The 22,746-nt window shown below is 71.1% G+C and carries 23 protein-coding genes and 1 tRNA gene; 12 read left to right on the top strand and 12 right to left on the bottom strand.

Translation table 11 applies throughout. From position 1 onward, the window contains the following. Positions 1-48 precede the first annotated feature (48 nt). From ASD56_RS13220 to ASD56_RS13235, 4 genes are all read left to right on the top strand, one after another. Positions 49-1,365, top strand: a complete 1,317-nt coding sequence (locus tag ASD56_RS13220) for an HNH endonuclease signature motif containing protein (RefSeq protein WP_055966527.1) — start codon at positions 49-51, stop codon at positions 1,363-1,365. Between the two features lie 96 nt (positions 1,366-1,461). Further along, the gene (locus ASD56_RS13225; protein WP_055966530.1) at positions 1,462-2,634 is read left to right on the top strand and encodes an NAD(P) transhydrogenase subunit alpha; all 1,173 of its coding nucleotides are present in this window, start codon (positions 1,462-1,464) and stop codon (positions 2,632-2,634) included. Then, positions 2,634-2,933 carry an NAD(P) transhydrogenase subunit alpha gene (locus ASD56_RS13230; RefSeq protein WP_055966532.1) on the top strand — a complete coding sequence of 100 codons (300 nt, stop codon included), beginning with the start codon at positions 2,634-2,636 and terminating at the stop codon, positions 2,931-2,933. The genes ASD56_RS13225 and ASD56_RS13230 overlap by 1 nt, the downstream gene beginning before the upstream one ends. After that, the gene (locus ASD56_RS13235; RefSeq protein WP_055966534.1) at positions 2,930-4,309 is read left to right on the top strand and encodes an NAD(P)(+) transhydrogenase (Re/Si-specific) subunit beta; all 1,380 of its coding nucleotides are present in this window, start codon (positions 2,930-2,932) and stop codon (positions 4,307-4,309) included. The genes ASD56_RS13230 and ASD56_RS13235 overlap by 4 nt, the downstream gene beginning before the upstream one ends. Before the next feature lie 18 nt (positions 4,310-4,327). Here ASD56_RS13235 and ASD56_RS13240 read toward each other — a convergent pair whose 3' ends face one another. Continuing rightward, a complete protein-coding gene (locus ASD56_RS13240; RefSeq protein WP_055966538.1) occupies positions 4,328-4,684 on the bottom strand; it encodes a histone-like nucleoid-structuring protein Lsr2 in 357 nt (118 codons plus the stop codon). A gap of 88 nt (positions 4,685-4,772) precedes the next feature. Further along, entirely contained in the window at positions 4,773-5,657 is an 885-nt protein-coding gene (locus ASD56_RS13245) for a helix-turn-helix transcriptional regulator (RefSeq protein ID WP_055966541.1), read from the bottom strand. A gap of 103 nt (positions 5,658-5,760) precedes the next feature. On the opposite strand from ASD56_RS13245, the gene ASD56_RS13250 reads away from it, so the two are divergent. Together ASD56_RS13250 and ASD56_RS13255 are read left to right on the top strand one after the other, a co-directional pair. Then, on the top strand, positions 5,761-6,114 hold the full coding sequence (locus ASD56_RS13250) for a DUF485 domain-containing protein (RefSeq protein ID WP_055966542.1): 354 nt from the start codon (positions 5,761-5,763) through the stop codon (positions 6,112-6,114). After that, entirely contained in the window at positions 6,111-7,730 is a 1,620-nt protein-coding gene (locus tag ASD56_RS13255; protein WP_055966544.1) for a solute symporter family protein, read from the top strand. The genes ASD56_RS13250 and ASD56_RS13255 overlap by 4 nt, the downstream gene beginning before the upstream one ends. Positions 7,731-7,754: 24 nt before the next feature. On the opposite strand, the gene ASD56_RS13260 is transcribed toward ASD56_RS13255, so the two are convergent. After that, the gene (locus ASD56_RS13260; protein ID WP_055966548.1) at positions 7,755-8,276 is read right to left on the bottom strand and encodes a methylated-DNA--[protein]-cysteine S-methyltransferase; all 522 of its coding nucleotides are present in this window, start codon (positions 8,274-8,276) and stop codon (positions 7,755-7,757) included. Between the two features lie 195 nt (positions 8,277-8,471). Here ASD56_RS13260 and ASD56_RS13265 point away from each other — a divergent pair, with 195 nt between their 5' ends. Both ASD56_RS13265 and ASD56_RS13270 read left to right on the top strand, forming a co-directional pair. Further along, entirely contained in the window at positions 8,472-12,170 is a 3,699-nt protein-coding gene (locus tag ASD56_RS13265; RefSeq protein WP_082541469.1) for an AAA family ATPase, read from the top strand. Continuing rightward, positions 12,160-12,363: a hypothetical protein gene (locus tag ASD56_RS13270; RefSeq protein ID WP_055966550.1), complete on the top strand. Its 204-nt coding sequence runs from the start codon at positions 12,160-12,162 to the stop codon at positions 12,361-12,363. The genes ASD56_RS13265 and ASD56_RS13270 overlap by 11 nt, the downstream gene beginning before the upstream one ends. Here the strand turns inward: ASD56_RS13270 and mscL are convergent. The 3 genes from mscL to ASD56_RS13285 are packed head-to-tail and all read right to left on the bottom strand — an operon-like array spanning position 12,357 to position 13,701. Next, positions 12,357-12,794 (bottom strand): large conductance mechanosensitive channel protein MscL, encoded by a 438-nt coding sequence (mscL, locus tag ASD56_RS13275; protein WP_055967210.1) that lies wholly within the window; start codon positions 12,792-12,794, stop codon positions 12,357-12,359. The two genes, ASD56_RS13270 and mscL, sit on opposite strands and share 7 nt — an antisense overlap. 11 nt (positions 12,795-12,805) lie before the next feature. Next, a complete protein-coding gene (locus tag ASD56_RS13280; protein WP_055966553.1) occupies positions 12,806-13,090 on the bottom strand; it encodes an FmdB family zinc ribbon protein in 285 nt (94 codons plus the stop codon). 14 nt (positions 13,091-13,104) lie between these two features. Beyond that, positions 13,105-13,701 (bottom strand): 5-formyltetrahydrofolate cyclo-ligase, encoded by a 597-nt coding sequence (locus tag ASD56_RS13285; RefSeq protein ID WP_055966556.1) that lies wholly within the window; start codon positions 13,699-13,701, stop codon positions 13,105-13,107. A gap of 115 nt (positions 13,702-13,816) precedes the next feature. Between ASD56_RS13285 and galU the strand changes: the two genes are divergently transcribed. From galU to ASD56_RS13300, 3 genes are read left to right on the top strand one after another with little or no spacing between them, the layout of a single operon-like run. After that, positions 13,817-14,707, top strand: a complete 891-nt coding sequence (gene galU / locus ASD56_RS13290; RefSeq protein WP_055966559.1) for a UTP--glucose-1-phosphate uridylyltransferase GalU — start codon at positions 13,817-13,819, stop codon at positions 14,705-14,707. Positions 14,708-14,730: 23 nt separating this feature from the next. After that, positions 14,731-15,360, top strand: coding sequence for a GNAT family N-acetyltransferase (locus tag ASD56_RS13295; RefSeq protein WP_055966563.1), 630 nt, complete (start codon positions 14,731-14,733; stop codon positions 15,358-15,360). A gap of 57 nt (positions 15,361-15,417) precedes the next feature. Then, positions 15,418-16,380 carry a hypothetical protein gene (locus ASD56_RS13300; RefSeq protein ID WP_055966566.1) on the top strand — a complete coding sequence of 321 codons (963 nt, stop codon included), beginning with the start codon at positions 15,418-15,420 and terminating at the stop codon, positions 16,378-16,380. 189 nt (positions 16,381-16,569) lie between these two features. Here ASD56_RS13300 and ASD56_RS13305 read toward each other — a convergent pair whose 3' ends face one another. After that, positions 16,570-17,772: an amidohydrolase family protein gene (locus tag ASD56_RS13305; protein ID WP_055966570.1), complete on the bottom strand. Its 1,203-nt coding sequence runs from the start codon at positions 17,770-17,772 to the stop codon at positions 16,570-16,572. Positions 17,773-17,939: 167 nt separating this feature from the next. Here ASD56_RS13305 and ASD56_RS13310 point away from each other — a divergent pair. Next, a tRNA-Ala gene (locus ASD56_RS13310) sits at positions 17,940-18,015 on the top strand. A 189-nt stretch (positions 18,016-18,204) separates the two neighbouring features. On the opposite strand, the gene ASD56_RS13315 is transcribed toward ASD56_RS13310, so the two are convergent. The 5 genes from ASD56_RS13315 to hemQ all read right to left on the bottom strand — a co-directional run bounded on the left by ASD56_RS13315 (position 18,205) and on the right by hemQ (position 22,729). Beyond that, positions 18,205-18,699 (bottom strand): O-acetyl-ADP-ribose deacetylase, encoded by a 495-nt coding sequence (locus ASD56_RS13315; RefSeq protein ID WP_055966573.1) that lies wholly within the window; start codon positions 18,697-18,699, stop codon positions 18,205-18,207. 127 nt (positions 18,700-18,826) lie between these two features. Beyond that, positions 18,827-20,155 (bottom strand): glutamate-1-semialdehyde 2,1-aminomutase, encoded by a 1,329-nt coding sequence (gene hemL, locus ASD56_RS13320; RefSeq protein ID WP_055967212.1) that lies wholly within the window; start codon positions 20,153-20,155, stop codon positions 18,827-18,829. Continuing rightward, positions 20,152-21,132 (bottom strand): porphobilinogen synthase, encoded by a 981-nt coding sequence (gene hemB, locus ASD56_RS13325; protein WP_082541471.1) that lies wholly within the window; start codon positions 21,130-21,132, stop codon positions 20,152-20,154. The genes hemL and hemB overlap by 4 nt, the downstream gene beginning before the upstream one ends. Then, positions 21,129-22,043, bottom strand: a complete 915-nt coding sequence (gene hemC / locus ASD56_RS13330; protein ID WP_055966575.1) for a hydroxymethylbilane synthase — start codon at positions 22,041-22,043, stop codon at positions 21,129-21,131. The genes hemB and hemC overlap by 4 nt, the downstream gene beginning before the upstream one ends. Beyond that, complete coding sequence (gene hemQ / locus ASD56_RS13335; protein ID WP_055966578.1) at positions 22,040-22,729, bottom strand: hydrogen peroxide-dependent heme synthase; 690 nt, start codon at positions 22,727-22,729, stop codon at positions 22,040-22,042. The genes hemC and hemQ overlap by 4 nt, the downstream gene beginning before the upstream one ends. Between the last annotated feature and the right edge of the window lie 17 nt (positions 22,730-22,746).

Below are 22,746 nucleotides of genomic sequence, written 5' to 3' on the forward strand. Positions count from 1 at the left end.
GGATGCGGATTCAAAAGCAATGTCGGAGGTACGTCCTAGAGTCTGAGTATGGACATCGACCCCGACTTCCGTCCCGCTGACGGCGACGCCGTCTCGGGCGAGTCGGAGTGGGGTTGGCACGATGCGCCCGTGCCGGACGACGTGGATCGGGTGACCGAGGTTGCGGACATGATGGCGGTGTTCGCGGCGCAGCGGGTGCTGCGGGTCGAGGCGCTGCGACGCAACGCGCTCGACGACGCAGCCCGCTACGGTGGCGCGATCGAGTCCGTGGTGGATCGGTCGGTGCGGCTCGAGCTGGCGGCGGCGCTGCGGGTCACCGAGCATGCCGCGGGCGATCTGATCGGGTTCGCGGAAGCTCTGGTGCACCGCTACCCGGCCGCGCTCGACTCCCTCGGCCGGGCCGGGATGACCGAGCGGCACGCCGAGATCCTCGTCGACCTGCTCGACAGCGCCGAGCCTGAGGTGCGGAAGCGGCTCGTGCCGCGTGCCGTGGAATTGGCCGAGGAGCTTCCGGTCGGGTCGTTCCGGCGGGCACTGCGCCGCCTCGTCGAGCTCGAGCAGTCCGCGACCATGGCGGAGCGGCACGAAGCAGCCCTGCAGGGTCGGCGGGTGGTGGTCGAACCCGCCGGCGACGGCATGGCGTGGATTCACGCACTGGGTCCCGAGGTCGAAGCACACGCCATTTACAACCGGCTCACCGCGAAGGCGAAGGCGATCTGCGCCCATCCCGACGAGACTCGCACGCTCGACCAGGTCCGCGCCGACATCTTCGGCGACCTGCTCATCGACGGCGACACCGCCCACCTCGCCCCCGAAGCCCGCGGCATCCGCGCCACCGTGACCGTCACCGTCCCCGTGCTGACCCTCCTCGATCCCGAGGCTTCCGATTCGACGGATGCCGGCCCGGCGGTGGTCGAAGGGCTCGGACCGATCCCGCTCGCGAAGGCCCGCGAGTTGGCCGGGGACGCCGACGGCTGGACCCGTATCCTCACCCACCCCGAGACCGGGATCGTGCTCTCCGTTGGACGCGATCAGTACCGGCCACCACCCGCACTGCGACGGCTGGCCCGATGGCGGGCCGACCGATGTATGGCACCCGGATGCGGCATCCCCGCCGCGCGATGCGAGATCGACCACACCATCGCCTGGGAACACGGCGGCCCCACCGCGCTCGAGAACCTCGCACCCCTCTGCAAAGGCCACCACACCATCGAGCACCACGGCGGATGGCGAGTCGAACAAGTGCCCGACTCCGGCGGCGCCCTGCACTGGACCTCGCCCTCCGGACGCCACTACACCGTCCAACCCGAACGCCGAGTCCCCGTCTTCCGAGCCTCCGCCGAGCCCGCCCCGGCGCCCTTCTGACGCGAATCACTCCCGGCATGAGCGTCCCGAGCACCCGCGGCTCGTTACGATGCCACCAGAGCCGCGACGACGCCGTCGCGGGGGAGTGAGGAAGCCGTGCCGGTAACCGTCCGGGTCCGCGCCGAACGCGCGCCAGGAGAGAAGCGGGTCGCCGCGACCCCCGACAGCGTCAAGAAGCTGCTCGCCGCCGGCGCCTCCGTCGAGATCGAATCGGGTGCCGGCACCCACTCCTTGATTCCGGATGCCGCCTACCGAGCCGCCGGCGCCACTATCGTCGATCCCGGCACGGCTCCGGGCACACCGCCGGATGCAGCACCAGACCCAGGCATCCTGTTCCATGTCCGTCCGCTGTCGGCGACCGACGTCGCCGCCCTGCCGGCCGGGACGGTGACCGTCGGCATGCTCGACCCCTTCCAGAACGCCGCCGCCGTCGAGGCCGCCCGCGCCGGTGGGCTGACGACCTTCGCGCTCGACCTGCTGCCGCGCATCTCGCGCGCGCAGTCGATGGACGTGCTCTCATCCCAGGCACTGCTGTCCGGCTACCGCCTCGCCACGATCGCCGCCGATGCCTTCGGCCGCATGTTCGGCATGACCATGACCGCCGCGGGCACGCTCGCCCCGGCGCGAGTGCTCGTGCTCGGCGCCGGCGTCGCCGGACTCTCGGCCATCGCGACCGCCAAGCGCCTGGGCGGCATCGTCTCGGCCAACGACGTGCGCGCCGCCTCCGCGGATGAGGTCCGCTCGGTCGGTGGCACGTTCATCGACCTCGACATGGGTGCCGCCGACGCGGCCGGCGGCTACGCCAAGGAGCTCGCCGAGGATCGGGCCAAGCGCCAGCGGGAGCTGCTGACTCCGCACATCGCGGCATCCGACATCGTCCTGACCACCGCGGCGGTGCCCGGACGCGCGGCGCCGCTCCTGATCACGGCCGACATGCTCGCCGGCATGAAGCCCGGCTCGGTGCTCGTCGACCTGGCTGCCGAGTCCGGCGGCAACATCGAGGGTTCCATCCCTGGCGAGCGGCGCGAGGTCCCCGTCACCGGCGGCACGGTGACCTTGATCGGGGCGCGCGACCTGCCGTCCGACCTCGCGCCCGACGCGACGAAGCTGTTCGCGATGAACTGCGCGAACTTCGCGGGACTGCTGCTGAAAGAGGGGGAGACGGTGCTCGATTTCGACGATGAGCTGGTCGCGGGAAGCGCGATCACCCACGACGGGCGGATCGTGAACGAACGCGTCGCCGCCGCACTAGAAGGCGTGGGCGCTTGATGGACGGGTTCGCGCTGCTGACCATCACGATCCTCGCGGTCTTCCTCGGGTTCGAAGTCGTCTCGAAGGTCTCGAGCACGCTGCACACCCCGCTCATGAGCGAGGCGAACGCGATCCACGGCATCATCCTGCTCGGGGCGATCATGGTCGCCGGATCCGCCGAAGATCCCGTCGCCCTGGCGCTCTCGATCCTCGCGGTGCTGCTGGCCACCATCAACGTCGTCGGCGGCTTCGTCGTCACCGACCGCATGCTCGTGATGTTCTCGGCCAAGCCACGCCGGACGGCGGTGGACGCATGAACCTCCTGCCCCCCGAGGTCGTCACCGTCTGCTACATCGTCGCGGCGGTGCTGTTCATCCTCGCCCTCAAGGGCCTCGGAAACCCGCGCACCGCGCGACGCGCGAATCTGCTCGGCGCCGCCGGAGCTGCCCTCGCCGTGCTCGCGTACTGCCTGAGCACCGAGCTGAACAACATCGTCTGGATCGTCGGCGCGGTCATCCTCGGCACGCTGATCGCCGTACCCGCGGCCCGCCGCGTGCAGATGACGCAGATGCCCCAGCTCGTCGCCGCCTTCAACGGCGTCGGCGGCGGCGCGGCGGCGCTAGTCGCCCTGGTAGAGGTCGGCCACAGCGACAACCCCTGGACGCTCGGCGTCGTCGCGTTCACCGTCCTGATCGGCGGCGTCTCGCTGACCGGCTCGTTCATCACGTTCGGCAAGCTGCAGGGCGTGCTCACCGCGAAGGCCGTGACGTTCCCCGGGCTCCGCGCGCTCATGGTGCTGCTCGTCCTCGGCTCCCTCGCCGCGGCCGCTGCGCTCGTGGTGACGGGCGACTTCCTCTACGCCGTCGTGCTCGTCGCGATCGGCCTGGTGCTCGGCGTCCTGCTCGTGCTGCCGATCGGCGGGGCGGACGTGCCGATCGTGATCTCGCTGCTCAACGCCTTCACGGGACTCGCGGTCGCGGCATCCGGTCTGGTGCTCGCCAATGTGCTGCTGCTCATCGCGGGCACGCTCGTCGGTGCGAGCGGCACGATCCTGACCATGGCGATGGCGAAGGCCATGGGCCGCACGGTCACCGGCATCGTGTTCGGAGCCTTCCGCGCCCACGTCGCGGGCGGCCCCGCCGGCGGGGCGAGCGACCGCCCGGTGCGGACCATGTCGGAGGGCGACGTCGCCATCCTGCTCGACTACGCGCAGCGCGTCGTGATCGTGCCGGGCTACGGCCTCGCCGTCGCCGGTGCCCACCACGCCGCCGCCGAGCTCGCCGAGGTGCTGAAGGGGCGGGGCGTCGACGTGGTGTTCGGCATCCATCCCGTCGCCGGACGCATGCCGGGGCACATGAACGTGCTGCTCGCCGAAGCCAACGTGCCCTACGACGCGCTCGTCGAGATGGACGAAGTCAACCCGCGCTTCAAGACCACCGACCTCGTGCTGGTCGTCGGCGCCAACGACGTGGTCAACCCGGCCGCCAAGACCTCGCCGGGATCACCCATTTACGGGATGCCGATCCTCACGGTCGCCGACGCGCAGCAGGTCGTGTTCCTCAAGCGCTCGTTGAACCCCGGCTTCGCCGGCATCGAGAACGAGCTGTTCTACGACCCCAAGGTCTCGATCGTGCTCGGCGACGCCAAGCACACGCTCACGAAGCTGCTCTCGACGGTCAAGTCGACCGCCTAGCGCTGGGAGCGGAGATCCCTAGTGGGCGGCTTCGTACGCCTCGAGAACGGATGCCGGCACCCGGCCCCGCTCCGACACCTGGTGTCCGTTGTCCTTGGCCCACGCGCGGATCGCGCTGAAGTCCTGCTGGTTGGTGCGGCGGCGCTTGCGCGGGGCCGACCCGCCCGAGCCGTTCGACCCGCGACCCGACGAGACGCTGCGACCGGCGGCCACGAACGGCGCAAGCGCCTCGCGCAGCGCGGTGGCGTTGCCGTCGGTGAGGTCGATCTCATAGGCGACACCGTCGAGTGAGAACAGGACGGTCTCCCCTTCGCCGATTTCGAGGATGGTCCCGTCGAGGTCGTCGACGAGCTGATGCACGATTCTGCGAGCCATGCGAGGAGAATACGCCGGAATTGCCCGTGAATGGAATTCTTTTCACAGGGCGCAATTCACGAATGCGAAATTCGCATTTCGCAATTCGTCAGGGGAGAAGCCCGGCGCGACGCGCTCGAGCCACGGCGGCATGCCGGGTCGAGGCATCCAATTTTGCCATCGCCGACTGCATATACGACTTGACGGTGCCTTCCCGCAGATCGAGTGTCACGGCGATCTCGGCGTTCGTCGCGCCGAGCGCCGCGCACGCGAGCACGTCGACCTCGCGCGGCGACAGGTGCACGTCGAGGCTGAGCGGCGGCTCGATCTCGGAGTGCGACAGCGCGGCCAGGCGCTGCTCGAGACGGGCGAGCCGATCACGGAGCGGCGGGTCGTCGACCGAGGCCGCGATGCTGCGCAGCTCGGCATAGGTCTGGCGCAGCTCTTCGCGTGCGGCCGGCGCCATGGTCGCGGCGTCGCTCGGACGCGGAGTGAGCGCGAGCCGGCGCAGCACCTCCTCGCGGATCCGAAGCTCGGCGGAGAGCTCCTCGGCCACGGCGAAGGCCGGCTTGGCGACGACGTCGCCGACGGGAGCCTCGGCCCACGAGCCGCAGTAGATGACGCCACGCGCGCGGTCGCCGACGAGCACCGGAACGGCGAAGAGGGTCGAGATGCCCTCGCCGAGCACCGCCCGGTCGTAGTCGTGGGTGATGGTGCGCGACGAGCGGTAGTCCACGGCCAGGCGCGGCCGCTTCTCGACGAGGGCCCGTCCGCCCAGTCCGCGCGACGCCTGCACCACCAGGCCGTCGAGGCTTCGCGTGCGGGCGCCGACCACCGAAGTCACGTGGATCGCGTCGCCGCGCTCGAGTCCGCCGAAAGCGACGGGGAAGTGGGTGCGGCGCACGAGGTCGGCCACCGCACGGGCGAGTGCCTCCGCGTCGGTCTCGAGCGGCTGGCTATCGCTCTTCGTACGGCTGCCGGTTTGCGCGGCCACGCACTACCTACTTCCGGGGGTGTCGGCGTCCTCGCCGCTTTTCGTAGCGTAGACGCTACCACCGCGCGAAGAGGCGCCAGTGCGTGAGGCAAGGAGGCCACACATGTCCGACCCCAGGATCGATGCCGCCCCACCCGGCGGTGTCGACTACGTCGCGGAGGAGCAGTCCCCGCAATTCATCGAACTCAAACGCCGGCAGCGCGGATTCGTCTTCCCGTTGTCGATCGCATTCCTCGTCTGGTACTTCGCCTACGTGCTCCTGTCGTCGTTCGCGCCGGAATTCATGGCGCAGCAGGTCTGGGGCTATGTCACCGTCGGCCTCCTCCTCGGGCTTGGCCAGTTCGTCACGACCTTCGCGATCACGATGACGTACGTGGCCTACGCGAACCGCAAGCTCGACCCGATCGCCGAGGAGATCCGCGAGGACCTCGAGCAGAAGCAGGAGCAGTCGGCATGAACGACGTATTCAGCGCAATCGAGGCGGCCGTGACGACGGTCGAGAACAACCCCCTCCTGAACATCTCGATCTTCGGCGCATTCGTCGCCGTGACGCTGTTCATCGTCATCCGGGCCAGCCGAAACAACAAGACCGCGGCGGACTACTACGCGGCGGGACGCTCCTTCACGGGTCCGCAGAACGGCTTCGCGATCTCGGGTGACTACCTCTCCGCGGCGTCGTTCCTCGGCATCTGCGGCGCCATCGCGATCAACGGCTACGACGGCTTCCTCTACTCGATCGGGTTCCTGGTCGCGTGGCTGGTCGCCCTGCTGCTCGTGGCCGAGCTGATGCGCAACACCGGCAAGTTCACGATGGCCGACGTCCTCTCGTTCCGCCTCAAGGAGCGCCCGGTGCGCATGGCGGCCGCCATCACCACCCTGGCCGTCTGCTTCTTCTACCTGCTCGCGCAGATGGCGGGCGCCGGCGGTCTGGTGTCGCTGCTGCTCGGCATCGACGAGTGGGTCGGTCAGGCGCTCGTCGTCGCCGTCGTCGGTGCGCTGATGATCGTGTACGTCCTCGTCGGCGGGATGAAGGGCACCACCTGGGTGCAGATCGTGAAGGCCTTCCTGCTCATCGGCGGCGCACTCGTCATGACCATCTGGGTGCTGGCGATCAACGGCTTCAGCCTCGACAACCTGCTCGCGAGCGCGGTCGAACAGTCCGTCACCGACCCGCAGGACGCGATCCTCGGACCGGGGCTCCAGTACGGCGCGAACCCGTGGGACTTCATCTCCCTCGCGATCGCCCTCGTGCTCGGCACGGCGGGTCTGCCCCACGTGCTGATGCGCTTCTACACGGTGCCGACGGCGAAGGAGGCGCGGCGTTCGGTCGTGTGGGCGATCTGGCTCATCGGGCTCTTCTACCTGCTGACGCTCGTGCTCGGCTACGGTGCCGCGGCACTCGTCGGTCCGGAGACGATCAAGGCGGCGCCCGGCGGCGCGAACTCCGCCGCACCGCTGCTCGCCCTCGCCCTCGGCGGGCCGATCCTGATGGGGTTCATCTCGGCCGTGGCCTTCGCCACGATCCTCGCCGTGGTGGCCGGCCTCACCATCACCGCGGCAGCCTCGTTCGCGCACGACATCTACGCCAACGTCGTCAAGAAGGGCAACGTCCCGCCCGACGGCGAGGTCAAGGTCGCGCGCCGCACCGTCGTCGTGATCGGCGTGCTGGCGATCCTCGGCGGCATCGGCGTGCAGGGACAGAACATCGCGTTCCTCGTCGCGCTCGCCTTCGCCGTCGCGGCCTCGGCGAACCTGCCGACGATCCTGTACTCGCTCTACTGGCGGAAGTTCACCACGCGCGGCGCGGTGTGGAGCATGTACGGCGGACTGAGCGCCGCGGTGATCCTCATCTTCCTGTCGCCGGTGTTCTGGGGCGGGGAGCTGAGCGTGTTCAAGGTCGGCACGCCGATCTGGCCGCTGAACAACCCGGGCATCGTCTCGATCCCGCTGGGGTTCTTCCTCGGCTGGCTCGGCTCGGTCACGTCCCGCCGGGCGGAGGACCGACGCAAGGCCGCGGAGATGGATGTGCGGTCCCTCACCGGATTCGGCGCCGAGAAGGCCACGCACCACTGACCTCGAAGCCGGGCCGCGGGCGGCCTACTCGCCCGCGGCCCGTTCGAGGTCGATCAGGTACTGCTTGATCTCGGGGTGCCCGCCGTACTCGCCGAGCGAGCCGTCCGCCCGCACCACGCGGTGCACGGGCACCACGATCGAGAACGGCGTCGTCGCGCACGCCGTGCCCACCGCGCGTGCGGCACGCGGACTCCCGGCCGCGATCGCGACCTCGCCGTACCCGGCCGTCTCACCGTAGGGGATGTCGCACACGGCCAGCAGCGCGTCGTGCGTGAAGCCGCGCACCAGACGCCAGTCCAGGGGAAGGTCGAAGGTCCGGCGCTCGCCTTCGAAGTACTCGTCGAGCTGCGCAACGGCGGCGGCCGCGGCATCCGTCTGACCATGCTCGGGCAGCGCGCGCAGCTGGAGCGAGACGCGCTCGATCTCGGCACCCAGCGGGCCGTCGAACGGGTGGAGCGTGACGATGCCGTCGCCGGCCGTGACGATGAGGATGTCGCCCACCGGTGAGGGGTGGACGACATAGCGGTGCGGCTCCAGAGCGGTCATGCGACCATCCTGTCGTGCACCTCCGCCACGCCCGCGCACAGGCCGCTCGATGTGGACGACGCGCATCCACCTAGAGGTGGGGAGGAAGCGCTGATCACCCGGCGTGTCCAATACCGCGAAACTCGGCCCGGCTGCAAGTCCCGCGAGGCACTCGCGCTTAGGGTGGCTCGTGTGTGGCGTGCAGAAGGCAGCGTCGTGGCAGGCGCAGAAGAGGCCGTGCCCGAGAGCGTGGTGACCCCCGGCGATCTCGGCCTCGCCGAGACCGACGTGACGGTCGCGCACATCGCCGATCCCGAACGCGAGCGGCTGCGGCTGCAGGCCGCAGAGCTCGGCGGACGCTCGACCCTGCTGCACTTCACCGACGCCAACGACTCGTCGATCGAGATCACCAAGGCGCACCCCGGCAGCCTCCCGCAGTTCATCACGGGCCGCTCCACGCTGCTGTCCAACCTCTTCCGCGACGAGGTCGCGCTGCGCAACGCGCGCCTGGCCTCCGAGCGCATCACCGCCAAGAACCTCGAGCTGCGCACCACGCGCGGCCTCGAGCCCGTCCACCTCGCGGTCGGCCTCGCCGAGTGGCGCATCGGCGGCCTCGAGTGCAACGCCCCGGTGCTGCTGCGACCCCTCGCGATCCGCCGGCACCACTCCGACTTCGAGCTCAAGCTGCACGGCTCGATCATCGTGAACCCCGAGCTGGTCCGCGCCCTGCACAGCCACTTCGGCATCGAGCTCGACGGTCCGGCCCTGGCCTCGCTCGCGCACGACGGCGGTGTGTTCAAGCCGCAGCCCGTGATCGACCACCTGCGCGCCCTGACCTCGTGGGTGGACTCCTTCGTCGTGAAGCCCCGCCTGCTGGTGTCGACCTTCGCCGACGTCGGCAGCGCGATGGCGCGTGACGCCTACGACCTGGACCACCCCGCGCTCAACGCGCTCGCCGGGCATCCCGCCGACCGCGAGACGCTGTCGCTCCGCCGTGAGCCGGCCGTGCCGGTCAGCCCCGACGAGCGCCCGCCGGCCGCCGACACCCTGCTGCTCGACGCAGACTCCGAGCAGGAGCGCGTGCTCGCCCGCATCACCGCGGGCCAGTCGCTCGCGGTGCACACGCTGCCCGGCACGGGTGGCACCCAGACCGTCATCAACGCCGTCGGCGCGCTCGTGCGCGAGGGCAAGCGCGTGCTCGTCGTGAGCGCGCGCAGCTCGACCATCGACGGCGTGCGCCACCGCCTCGCCGGCATCGGCCTGCCCGGCCTCGCGGTGTCGCCGCGCCGCCTGCAGCGCGACCTCATCCGCGCCATCGGCCGGAACGAGAAGGCCGAGCAGCCCAAGATCGCCGACATCGACGACGCCCTCGTGAGGCTGCGCGGCGTGCTCCGCGACTATCGCGGAGCCGTGACGGCCCAGCATCCGTCGCTCGGCGTCTCCGTCCTCGAGATCCTGCGCTCGCTCGCCGACCTCGCCCGCCGCGAGGACGCGCCCGCCACCTCGGCGCGCTTCGACGCCGTCACGCTGCAGCGCCTGGCCCACACCCGAGCGGATGCCGCGGCCAAGCTCGCCGCCGCCGCACGGCTCGGGGAGTTCCGCTTCGGACCCGACGACTCGCCGTGGTACGGCGTCTCGTTCGAGACCACCGAGCAGGCGCGCGCCACCCACGCCCTGGCCGGCAAGCTCCAGCGCGCCGACGTGCCGAACCTGCTCGAGCGCGGCTACGAGCTCATCGCGCAGACGCACATGCGCCCGTTCCGCACGATCACCGAGCTGGGCGAGTACCTCACGCTGCTGCGCGGCATCCGCGACTCGCTCGACCGCTTCAGCCTCACCGTCTTCGAGCGCCCGCTGGCCGAGCTGATCGAGGCGCACTCCCCGCGCCGCGACTCGCCGACCATGACCGGCCCGAACCGCCGCCGCCTGCGCCGCCTGTCGAAGGAGTACGTGCGCCCCGGCGTGCACGTGGCCGACATGTACGAGGCGCTCATGCGCATCCAGCAGCAGCGCACCCAGTGGCAGCGGTACGTCGACGCCGGCGTCACGCCCGAGATCCCGCTCGGCCTCGCCGACGTGCACGTGGCCTGGCAGCGGGTCGACGCCGAGCTCAGCGAGCTCGACGCCGTGCTCGGCCGCACCGGTGCCGACCGCCTCGCCACGATCCCCGTCGCGCACCTCGTGCGCACGCTCGCGGGCCTGGCCGCCGACTCCGACGTCTTCGACAACCTCAAGGAGCGCGCCACCCTGCGCACCGAGCTCGCCGGCCTCGGCCTCGGGCCCCTGCTCACCGAGCTCTCGGTGAGGCACGTCCCGGAAGAGCGGGTCGCCGCCGAGCTCGAGTTCGCCTGGTGGCAGTCGGCGCTCGAGCTACTGCTGCGCACCGACCGCGCGGTCCTCGGCGCCAACACCGCCGTGGTCGATCGCCTGGAACGCGACTTCCGACTCGTCGACGAGGCGCACGCCGCGGCATCCGGTCCGCTTCTGGCCGCCGAGCTCGCGAAGCAGTGGCGGATCGGCATCGTCGACCGGCCCGACGAGGCCGCCGCGCTCAAGACCGCGCTCAAGAACGGCGCGGTCACTGCCGCCCAGGTCGTCGGCCTCGCACCGAACCTCGCCCGCACCCTCGCGCCGGTGTGGCTCGCGTCGCCGTACGACGTGCCCGAGATTCCCGCAGAGCCGGCTTTCGACGTGGTGATCATCGCGGATGCCGCGGCCCTGTGCGTCGCCGAGGCAGCACCCGCGCTGCGCCGCGCCCGGCAGATCGTCGTCTTCGGCGACCCGGTCACGCAGAAGCCGACGCCGTTCCGCGTCGCCGCCGGAGCCCCGGCCGAAGAGGCCGAGCCGGCCGAGCCCTTCGACCCGACCAGCCTCTTCGAGCGCCTGGCCGAGATGCTCCCGGTCGAGACGCTGACCCGCAGCTACCGCGCGGGTGGCGAAGACCTCGCCGAACTGGTCAACGACGCCTTCTACGGCGGCGAACTCGTGTCGCTGCCGTGGGCCGGGTCCTACCTCGGGCGCGGCAGCCTCGGCGTCGACTACGTCGAGGGCGGCACCGGCACGCCCGATCCTGTCACCGGAGCCGTCGAGAGCCCCGACGCCGAGGTCGCCCGCGTGGTGACCCTCGTCGTCGAGCACGCCGTCAACCGCGGCGCCGAGTCGCTCATGGTCGTCACCGCGAGCCGTCGTCACGCCGAGCGCATCCGCGCCGCCGTCGACGCCGCGTTCGCCGGACGCTCCGACGTCGCCGACTTCGTCTCGCGCGACACCGCCGAGCCCTTCGCCGTGCTGACCCTCGAGGAGTCGGTGGCCGAGAGCCGCGACCGCGTGATCTTCTCGCTGGGCTTCGGCCTGACCAAGCACGGCCGCGTGCTCAGCGACTTCGGCGACCTGTCGACGCCCGACGGCGAGCGGCTGCTCACGGTCGGCATGACCCGCGCGCGCCGGTCCATGGTGATCGTCTCGTCGATCCGCCCGTCGGCCTTCGACGACGGCCGCCTCGAGCACGGCGCCGCGACCCTGATGTCGATTCTCGGAGGCATCGCCGCGCGCTCGCGCGACGCCCGCCTCGAAGACCTCGCCGACCCGCTGACGCTGGCTCTCGCCAAGGAGCTGCGCCGCCTCGGACTCTCGGTCGACGTGCACTACCGCGGCCTGCTGCCCCTCGTGGCGCAGTACGACGGCAAGGCGGTCGTGGTCGAGAGCGACCCCGAGACGATCGGGGAGTCGCTGCGCGAGTCGCTGCGCCTGCGCCCGCAGATCCTGCGGCGCCTCGGCTGGCACTACGTGCGCGTGCACTCGTTCGACCTGTACAGCGACCCCGCGGGCGTCGCACAGCGGATCGCCGCCATGCTGGGCGTGCCGCCCGAGGCTCCGCGCGTCGAGACCGACACCCAGCCGCTCGATGTCGTCTGAGCGTCAGCGCATCGAGCGAGTGCCCGGATCACGTCGCGCGAAGCTCACGCCCGCGCCCGGGACGACGCCCGAGCCGGTGCCGGGGGATGAGAAGACGGATGCCGCGGCCCCGCCCGTCACCGCAACCGGAACCGGAACTTCACGGGGTCCGAACGACGAGCAGCTGCGCCGCGACGTCCCGCCGCACTACTGACGCGCGGACTCCTGCGGCTGAGGTGCGGGGGGCGAGGCCAGCAGGTCGCGGATCTGCAGCAGGATCTCCTGCTCGGTCGGGAGGTCCGAGGCCTCTTCCTCCGCGATGCCCGCCTTGGCGGCGGCCCGCTCCTTGACGATGTTCATCGGGTAGACGAACACGAAGTACACGACCGTGGCGACGGCCAGGAAGTTGATGATCGCGCCGAGGATCATGCCGAAGCCGAAGAAGACCTCGTCGCCGCTGAGGTTGGTCACCGTCCAGCCGACCGCGTCGAGGCTGCTGGCGTTGAACACCAGGGCGATCAGCGGATTGATCAGGCCGGCGACGATCTGATTGACGATCAGCGTGAACGCGGCGCCGATGACGACAGCCACGGCCAGATCGATGACGTTCCCGCGGAGGATGAATTCCTTGAAGCCCTTGATCATGGTGCTGCCCTTCATGACGTGGTGGTGGCCGGCGCGCTCTTCGTCTCGGACTTCGATGATGCCGGAGCAGAGGAGGAGGTGCCACTCGAGGATCCGGCATCCGAGGACTTCTTCTCGCCCGCGCGCGAATCGGTGCGGTAGAAGCCCGACCCGTTGAAGGTGACGCCGATGGAGCCGTACTCCTTGCGCAGCGGGCCGCCGCACTCGGGGCACTCGGTGAGGGTCGGATCGGCGAAGGACTGCACCGCGTCGAAGCGGTGGCCGCAGTTCCGGCAGGCGTAAGCGTAGGTGGGCATGATCTCTCGGACGTTCAGCGCCGGACGGGCGCGAGGACAAGGGTCTGGGTGGGGGTCACGACGCCGGTCACCGGCTGGTCGTGCAGGTCGCTGGGCACCTCGTCGACGAGCTCGGAGTCGAAGATCACCGCGTACACCGGCGGGCAGCGGTGCATCGAGCCGATGGTCTTGTCGTAGTAGCCGCGGCCCCAGCCGAGGCGCATGCCCCGGCGGTCGACGGCGGCAGCGGGGATCACGAGCAGATCGACGTCGTTGACGGCGATGGGGCCGAGCAGCTCGCCGACCGGCTCAGGAAGCCCGAACATGCCCTCGGCGATGTCGCCGTCGGCACTGGCCACGGCCCAGTCGAGCAGGCCGTCCTTGCGCGTGACGGGCAGCAGTACACGGATGCCGCGTGCCACCGCCGCGGCGACGAACTCATGCGTGTCGGGCTCGGTCGTGATCGACAGGAAGCACGACATCGAGGTGACGCCGAGCTTGTCGACGAGCGCATCGAGCTGCGCGCGGACGCCTGCCGACGCGGTCTCGCGTGCCTGCGGGGTCAGCAGCTGCCGGCGCTCCCGGAGCTCTGCACGGAGGGCGCGCTTCGCGTCTGCGATCGCGTCGGACATGCTCTCGATTCTAGGCGTCGCCCTGTAGCCCCCGGCGCACCCGCGGATTACCCTGCTCGCCGACCGCTTGTCAACGAGCACGGGGCCCGTCGAGGCCAGACCCTAGAATGCAGGCATGCCTCCCCATTCTTCGATCAAGGCCGTCATTCCCGCGGCCGGCCTCGGTACCCGCTTCCTGCCCGCCACCAAGGCGATGCCGAAGGAGATGCTGCCGGTCGTCGACAAGCCGGCCATCCAGTACGTCGTCGAAGAGGCCGCCCAGGCGGGCATCGATGACATCCTCGTGATCATCGGCCGCAACAAGAACGCGATCTCGAACCACTTCGACTCGGTGCCCGAGCTCGAGGAGAAGCTGAAGGACAAGGGCGACGACGACCGCCTGCGCCGGGTGATGGCATCCAGCGACCTCGCCGACATCCACTTCGTCCGTCAGGGCGAGCCCAAGGGCCTCGGCCACGCGGTGCTGCGCGCCAAGGCGCACGTGGGCGATTCGTCGTTCGCGGTGCTCCTCGGTGACGACCTCATCGACGAGCGCGACGCGCTGCTGACCACGATGATCGCCGAGCACGAGCGCACCGGCGCGACCATCATCGCCCTCATGGAGGTCGACCCGAACTCCATCCACCTGTACGGCGCCGCCGCGGTGGAGACCACCGACGACGACGGCATCGTCAAGGTGACCGGCCTCGTCGAGAAGCCGGCCAAGGAGGACGCACCCTCCAACCTGGCCATCATCGGCCGCTACGTGCTGACCCCGCAGGTGTTCGAGATCCTCGAGCGCACCGAGCCCGGCAAGGGCGGCGAGATCCAGCTCACCGACGCGCTTCAGGAACTCGCGGCCGACCCCGAAGGACCCGGCGTGTACGGCGTGATCTTCGGAGGCCGCCGCTACGACACCGGCGATAGAGTGGACTACATCAAGGCCATCGTCCAGCTCGCCGCCGATCGGGACGATCTCGGACCCGAGCTGCGGCCCTGGTTCAAGGAGTTCGCGGCAGGGCTCTGACGCCGCCGGCACGAGGGGGTCACATGGAGCTGACGGCTCCCCGCAGGCACGGGCCGGTGTCCATCCGGCTGGTGCGCCAGCGCGATGCCCGCATCCTTCAAAGCGAGCTCCAGTCGAATCGCGAATGGCTGAGCCCGTGGGAGGCGACCAGCCCCGACGGGCCGGTGTCGTTCGACATGCGCCTCGGCGTCCGCCGGCTGCTGCAGCAGTATCGCGACGGTGCCGGTGTGCCCTTCGTCATGGAGCACGACGGCAACATCGCCGGGCAGCTCAACGTCTGGGGCATCGCCCGCGGCTCGCTGGCCTCGGCCACGATCGGGTACTGGGTGAGCAAGCGCTTCGCCGGCCGCGGGATCACCCCGACGGCGGTGGCGATGGCCACGGACGTCTGCTTCTCGGAGCTGCGCCTGCACCGCATGGAGATCTGCATCCGTCCCGAAAACCACGCCAGCCTGCGGGTCGTCGAGAAGCTCGGGTTCCGGTACGAGGGGCTGCGTCGCCGCTTCATCCACATCGACGGCGACTGGCGCGACCACTACGCCTTCGCGCTCGTGCGCGAAGAGGTGCCTGAGGGCGTGCTGGCGCGCTGGGTGGCCGGACGCGCCCCGCAGGATGCCGCGACCGTGCCGCCGGCGGATCGCCTGCACGCCTAGCGCGGCGCGCGGCGCGCCGCTTCGACGGCCTGCGCGCCAGCGCTTACCGTGGTCAGCATGGGTGGGCAGGTGCTGGGCGGGGGAGTCATCGTTCTCGTCGCCGTGCTCCTGTGGCTCGTCTACCTCCTTCCGACCTGGTACAGCCGCCGGCAGTACGACGCCGCCGAGCGCAACGCCGTGCGCCTGAACCAGGCCCTGCGCGTGCTCGCCGAGACGAGCGAGACGCCGGGTGAGGTCCACCTCGAGCTGAACGCCCGGACGGCGATGGCCCAGCAGCGCCTCGCCAAGCAGGCGCTGGCCGAACGCGAGTCCGCCGCACTCGAGCACGCCAAGGTCGACCTCGAACTCGCCCGCACCGAGCGCGCCGCCGCCGAAGCCGCCGCGCGCGTCGACATGGAGCGCGCCCGTGCCGAACGCGCCGTCGCGGAAGCCGCCGCTCGCGCGGAACTCCACGCCGCGCGCGTACAGCCGGCCGCACGACAGGCGCGTGCGCGCCGTCGCCTGCGGCTCTCTGCGACCGTCGTCGCGCTGGTCGCGATCGGCTTCGCGGTGTGGGGCGGCATCTCCATGGCGCTGGGTGGGTCCCAGCTGCTGCTGTGGACCTCGATCGCCGTCGCCGGCGCCTCCGGGATGCTGCTGCAGCGCATGTCGCGCGTCGTCGCGCGCGCCACGGCGCGGACAGCGGATGCCGCGACCCGCGCCCCCGCCAGGCTGCAGGACGTCGAGCTCGAGCGCGAAACCCGCGAGTGGGCGCCCCGGGAACTGCCGCGCCCCCTCACGGCGTCCGCCGGATCGCGCGCCTCGGCAGTGCTCGAGGCCGAAGCCGCACGCGCGGCGCTGCGTCAGGCGGCACTCGAGCAGGCCGTGCGGGATCGTGCCGAGGCACAGCGGCCGCCGTCGATCGACACGGCCCGCACCGCCCGGACCGGCACGGACTTCTCGCGCATGGGATACGTCGACGACGCCGAGATCGAGGCGCACGTCCGCGACCTCCTCGCGCGCCGCGCCTCCGGCCAGTAGCCCAGGTCGAATTGCCACTCGCGGCGGCTCAACTCCGGGAATGGCCGCATCAACTGGCAGCTCGGTGGTTCCGGTGTGCCCGGGTCGGGTGCCGGGGAGTGGCGTCGGAGAACGTCCGCGACGCCCGGGGTGGCGGCATCCGGAATCGGGGTGTCGTCCACGAACTCCGACGTGAGGTCCAGGCCGGGGTCAGGCCGCGTACAGGACTCGTCCGCCGCCGACCACGAGCTCGCGCGGGGGAGTGCGCACGAGCGCGTCCATGGCGTTCTCAGCGTCGATGAGCACGAGGTCGGCGCGGCCGCCCACGGCCAGACCGGCCGGCTCGAGTCCTGCGAAGGGCGCACCGGCCGACGTGGCGAGCTCGACGACGCGGCGCAGGTCGGCGTCGCGGACCAGGCTCGACGAACGCGCGTACTGCCACGCGATGCCGAGTGTGTCGCCGGTGCCGTAGGGGCTCCACAGGTCGCGGATGCCGTCGGTCCCGAACCCGAATCGCACCCCGGCGGCGTCGAGCTCATGGAGGGGCAGCTGGGGCAGGCGCAGCGGCGCCACGGTCGTCATGGTGACGCCGAGCCCCGCCATCCGCTGCAGCAGGTCGCGCCGACGCGCGGCATCGACCTGCGCGAGGGCGAACCCGTGCGCGACGTTGACCTTGCCGATCAGTCCGAGCGCCTCGGTGCGGTCGAGGATCAGGTCGAACTGGAACGCGCCCAATTCGGCCGCGTCGTGCAGGTGGATGTCGATGCCGGCGCCCGTCGCGGCGGCGACGGCGAAGATCGCGTCGAGCTGGCCGACCGGGTCGCGGTCGATGCCGGCGGGGTCGAGTCCGCCGATGTGCTCGACGCCCGACTCGGCGGCCTTGCGGAGCAGCTCGAGCACGCCGGGGCGGCGGAGCACGCCGTCCTGCGGGAACGCCACGATCTCGGCCGTGATCGCGCCGTCGTACTCGGCGACCGCCTCGCGCACGACCTCGATGCCGCGCAGCCCGAGTCCGAGATCGACGTCCACGTGTGTGCGCAGCGCCGTCGTGCCGAAGCGGACGAACTCGGCGAGCACGCGACGCGTGATGTCGAGACTCGGGATGCCGAGCTCGTCGCGTCGCGCGCGTTCGTGCCGGATGCGACCGTCGGTGCCGCCCTCGCCGCCGTACGACTGCCAGGGGTGCCCGATCCAGGACTTGTCGACGTGCGCGTGGGTGTTGACGATTCCGGGCAGGGCCAGGTGTCCGCGCCCATCCACCTCGCCTTCGGCGATCGGAGCACCGGATGCCGCGCCCAGCGCCGTGATGACGCCCGCCTCGTCGATCGCGACGTCGTGCAGCGCATCGCCGCCGACCTCGTCGAGACGCACATTGCGGACGGCCGACACACGTGGAAGGGCGGTGGAGCTCATGCGTCTATCCTCTCCCGGCGTGCCCCGCGGTCGGTCCTGGCACCAGTTGCCAGTCCCGGCGGCTAAGACCCGTGCGAAGCCGCACCAACTGGCAACTGGCGGCCGGAAGCGTGGGAGGGCATCTCAAAGAGCGCCCCTCGGACCGTGATAATCTGGCTGAGGTTTACGGGCCTGTGGCGCAGTTGGTAGCGCGCCTCGTTCGCATCGAGGAGGTCAGGGGTTCAAATCCCCTCAGGTCCACCAACACAAGAAACCCCCGGCTTGTCCGGGGGTTTTCTTGCGTTTATGTGTCGGAGTATTTGAACCCCTGGGTGGGCCCACGCCGCCGAGGCTCCGCGCGCCGCGAAGCGGTGTGTGGAGGGGCGGTGGGGACAAATCCCCTCAGGTCCACCAAACGCAAGAAACCCCCGACTTGTCGGGGGTTCTTCGCATCTACAGGGCGGCCGTGATCTCCTCGTACGTGTTCTCGTCGAACGCGACGAGCCGGATCTCTTCGGCGCGGGTGCTGCTCGCGGCGATGGTGTCGATCGCAATGGCGATCGCCTCCGCGCGCGGCCACGCATAGACGCCGGCGCTGATCAGCGGGAACGCGATGCTGCGTGCGCCGAGCTCGTCGGCGACCTCGAGCGAGCGCCGGTAGCAGGACTGCAGCAGCGTGCGATCGCGCTCTCCCGCGCCGTAGTTCGGCCCCACCGTGTGGATCACCCACCTCGCGGGCAGGCGCCCGCCGGTCGTCCAGCCGGCGTCGCCGGTGGCCAGTCCGTGCGGGAACCGCGCGATGCAGTCCTGCAGGATCTCCGGACCTCCGGCGCGATGTATCGCCCCGTCGACGCCACCACCGCCGCGCATCGCCCGGTTCGCGGCGTTGACGATCGCGTCGGTCGCCTGGGTCGTGATGTCTCCATGGACAGCGCGAAGTCTGGTCACACGCTTATTGTGCCCGCGGGGTCGATCGGGCGGCCCTTCAACAGGACAATCGGGCTTCCGCAGGAGGTTCGGGAGCCGAAGTTCCTGTGGAAGGCCGGTTCTCCTGTGGAGCGCGCGGGGGCTGAGGTCAGGCGGGGGTGGCGTCCGCGGCGGCGCGCGCTGCGGCCGGGAGGGCGTCGATGATCTGCCCGACGGCCGCGTCGTCGTGCGAGGCAGAGACGAACCACGCCTCGAACACCGACGGCGGCAGCGAGACGCCCTGGTCGAGCATCGCCCGGAAGAACGGCGGATACCGGAACGCCTCCTGCGCCTTTACCGTCGCGTAGTCGTACGGCTCGGTGTCGGTGAACTGGATCGAGAACAGGTTGCCCGAGCGCTGCACGACGTGCGCGACACCGGCGTCCGAGAGGGCGGATGCTGCGGCATCCGCAATCTGCGAAGCAGCCGCGTCGATGCGGGCGTAGGCGTCCGCGTCGAGGTTGTCCAGGGTCGCGCGCCCGGCGGCGACGGCGAGCGGATTGCCGCTCAGCGTGCCGGCCTGGTACACCGGCCCGAGCGGGGCGAGCAGCTCCATGAGCGCAGCGGATCCGCCGAGGGCGGCCAGCGGAAGCCCGCCGCCGACGACCTTGCCGAACGTGATCAGGTCGGGGGAGAAGGGCACCGGATCGATGCCGTACCAGCCGGCCGCGCCGACGCGGAAGCCGGTGAGCACCTCGTCGAGGATGAGCAGCGCGCCATGCGCGTGGGCGATCTCGGCGATGCCGGCGTTGAAGCCGTGCGCCGGAGGCACGATGCCCATGTTGGCAGGGGCGGCCTCGACGATGATGGCGGCGATCTCGTGCCCGCGCACGGCGAACACCTCGCGCACGGCGTCGAGGTCGTTGTAGGGCAGCACGAGCGTCTGCGCGGCGATCGGCGCCGGAACGCCCGCGGAGCCCGGCATCGCGAGCGTCGCGACGCCCGAGCCGGCCTCGGCCAGCAGCCCGTCGGAGTGCCCGTGGTAGTGCCCGGCGAACTTCACGATGAGGTCGCGGCCGGTCGCGCCGCGCGCGAGGCGGATCGCGGTCATCGTGGCCTCGGTGCCGGTGGACACCAGGCGCACGCGCTCGATCGGCGTCACACCGTCGCGGACGACTCGTGCCTCGATGAGCTCGGCGAGTTCGGTCTCGCCGGGGGTGCTCGCGCCGAAGCCGAGGCCGTGGGCCGCGGCATCCTGAACCGCCTTCACGACCGCGGGGTGCGCGTGCCCGAGGATCGCGGGACCCCAGGATCCGACGAGGTCGACGTACTCGCGCCCCTCGACGTCGGTGACCCGAGGGCCCGAGGCCGAGACGAAGAACCGGGGCGTCGTGCCGACCGAGCCGAACGCCCGCACAGGGGAGTTGACCCCGCCCGGCATGGCGGCGCGGGCGCGCGCGAACTCGTCGGCGTTGGTCGTATGCGTCGTGTGCGTCATCGGATCCATCCCGCCAGTTCGACAGCCCAGTAGGTCAGCACGGCATCGGCGCCGGCGCGGCGGATGCCGACCACCGACTCCTCGATCGCGCGACGGCGGTCGATCCAGCCGTTGGCGGCGGCGGCCTCGATCATCGCGTACTCGCCCGAGACCTGGTACGCCCAGACGGGGACGGGACTGGATGCCGCGGCATCGGCCAGCACGTCGAGATAGCTCATCGCGGGCTTGACCATGACGATGTCGGCGCCCTCGGCGACGTCGAGCTCGATCTCGCGCAGGCCCTCGCGGCGGTTGGCGGGGTCGAGCTGGTAGCTGCGGCGGTCGCCCTCGAGCGAGGACTGCACGGCCTCGCGGAACGGACCGTAGAACGCCGACGCGTACTTCGCGGCGTAGCCGAGCAGCGGCACGCCGTCGTGGCCGGCGCCGTCGAGGGCGTCGCGCACGGCGGCGACCTGGCCGTCCATCATGCCGCTGAGTCCGAGCAGGTGCGAGCCCGCCTCGGCCTGCGCGATCGCCATGTCGCGGTAGCGGATGAGCGAGGCATCGTTGTCGACGCGGCCGCGGGAGTCGAGCACGCCGCAGTGGCCGTGATCGGTGAACTCGTCCAGGCACAGGTCGGTCTGCACGACCAGCGCGTCGCCGGCCTCGGCGACCGCGATGCGCGTCGCGACGTTCAGGATGCCGTCGGGATCGGTCGCGCCGGAGCCCTCGGCGTCCTTGTGCTCGGGCACGCCGAAGAGCATGAGGCCGCCGATGCCGGCGGCCGCGGCATCCGCCACCGCACGCTTGAGCGATTCGGTGGTGTGCTGCACGACGCCCGGCATCGACGAGATCGGCACCGGCTCGGAGGCGCCCTCGCGCACGAACACCGGGAGGATCAGGTCGGCGGGGTGCAGGCGCGTCTCGCTGACGAGGCGGCGCATCGCCGGGGTGGCGCGCAGGCGGCGCGGACGGATCGGGCCGGCAGTGGAGGTCATGGGCGGGCTCCGGTCAGGCCGGCCGCGCCGGCGTCGAGCAGCTCACGGGCGACGCCTTCTGCGACGTCGCGCGAGACGTCGCCGCTGTCGGGCCAGACGGCGCCGTGCGAGGACGTGAGGACGGTCGTGCCGTCGAGGCTGTAGACGCTCGCCGACAGGAGGAGCAGCCCGGCGTCGACGACGGCACGCGCACCCAGGGGAGCGGAGCACCCGGCCTCGAGGAGCGCGAGGACTTCGCGCTCGGCTTCGACGGCGGCGCGGGTCTCGGCGTGGTCGAGCTTCGCGACGAGGTGCTCGTCACCGCGGCGCACCTCGACCGCGAGCGCACCCTGGCCCGGCGCGGTCGGCCAGCGGTCGGCGTCGAGGAACTCGGTGACGACGTCGCTGCGGCCCAGACGGCTGAGCCCGGCGGCGGCGAGGATGACGGCATCCAGGTCTCCGGCGCCGACGCGACCCAGGCGGGTGTCGACGTTGCCGCGGATGTCGACGACCTCGATGTCGGGGCGCTTCCGCCGCAGCTGCGCCATGCGGCGCGGCGAGCCCGTGCCGACCCGAGCGCCGGCGGGGAGGCTCTCGAGGGTCAGGCCGTCGCGCGCGCACAGAGCGTCGCGAGGGTCTTCGCGCGCCGGGATCGCGGCGACCACGAGCTGGTCGTGGGGCGCGGTCGGGAGGTCCTTGAGCGAGTGCACCACGACGTCGCAGCGGCCCTCGACGAGGGCATCGCGGAGGGCTCCGGTGAAGAGGCCGGTGCCGCCGGCGCGCGAGAGCGGCTCGTTCGAGCGGTCGCCCTCGGTCGAGATGGTCACGAGTTCGGTGGTCACGCCGTACGCCGCGGACAGGTCATCTGCGACCATGCCGGTCTGGGTCAGCGCGAGCGCGCTGCCCCGCGTGCCGATACGCAGCACGGTCATGCGAGCACCTCGGCGACCTCGTCGAGCGAGATGCGACGCCCGGTGTAGAACGGCACCTCTTCGCGCACGTGGCGGCGGGCCTCGGTCTGACGCAGGTGCCGCATCAGGTCGACGAGATCGACGAGCTCGGGAGCCTCGAGCGCGAGGATCCACTCGTAGTCGCCGAGCGCGAACGACGCGACGGTGTTGGCGAGCACTTGGCGGTACTCGGCGCCCTTGCGACCGTGGTCGGCGAGCATCGCCCGCCGCTCGTCGTCGGGGAGGATGTACCACTCGTACGACCGCACGAACGGGTACACCGTCAGCCACGCCTCGGGCTCCTTGCCGCGCATGAACGCGGGCAGATGGTTCGCGGTGAACTCGGCGTCGCGGTGCACGCCCATCGCGTTCCACACCGGCACGAGCGGAGCCAGCGGAGCGGCCCGGCGCAGCGTGCGCAGTGCCGCCTGCAGCACCTCGGGGGCGACGCCCGTGCCGTGCAGCCAGATCATGAGGTCGGCGTCGGCACGCAGGCCGGAGACGTCGTAGAACCCGCGGACGGTGATTCCGGATGCCTCGACCTCCGCCACGGCGGCGGTCAGGTCGCCCGCGGGGGACGGATTGTGCTGGTCGCGACGGAACACGGCCCACAGCGTGTAGCCGAGCGTCTCGCTGCCGGACGTGGGGACAGCCGAGGAATCGCTCATGGCCTCTATTCTTTCAC

This window comes from Microbacterium sp. Root166 (assembly GCF_001427145.1).
Taxonomy (GTDB): domain Bacteria; phylum Actinomycetota; class Actinomycetes; order Actinomycetales; family Microbacteriaceae; genus Microbacterium.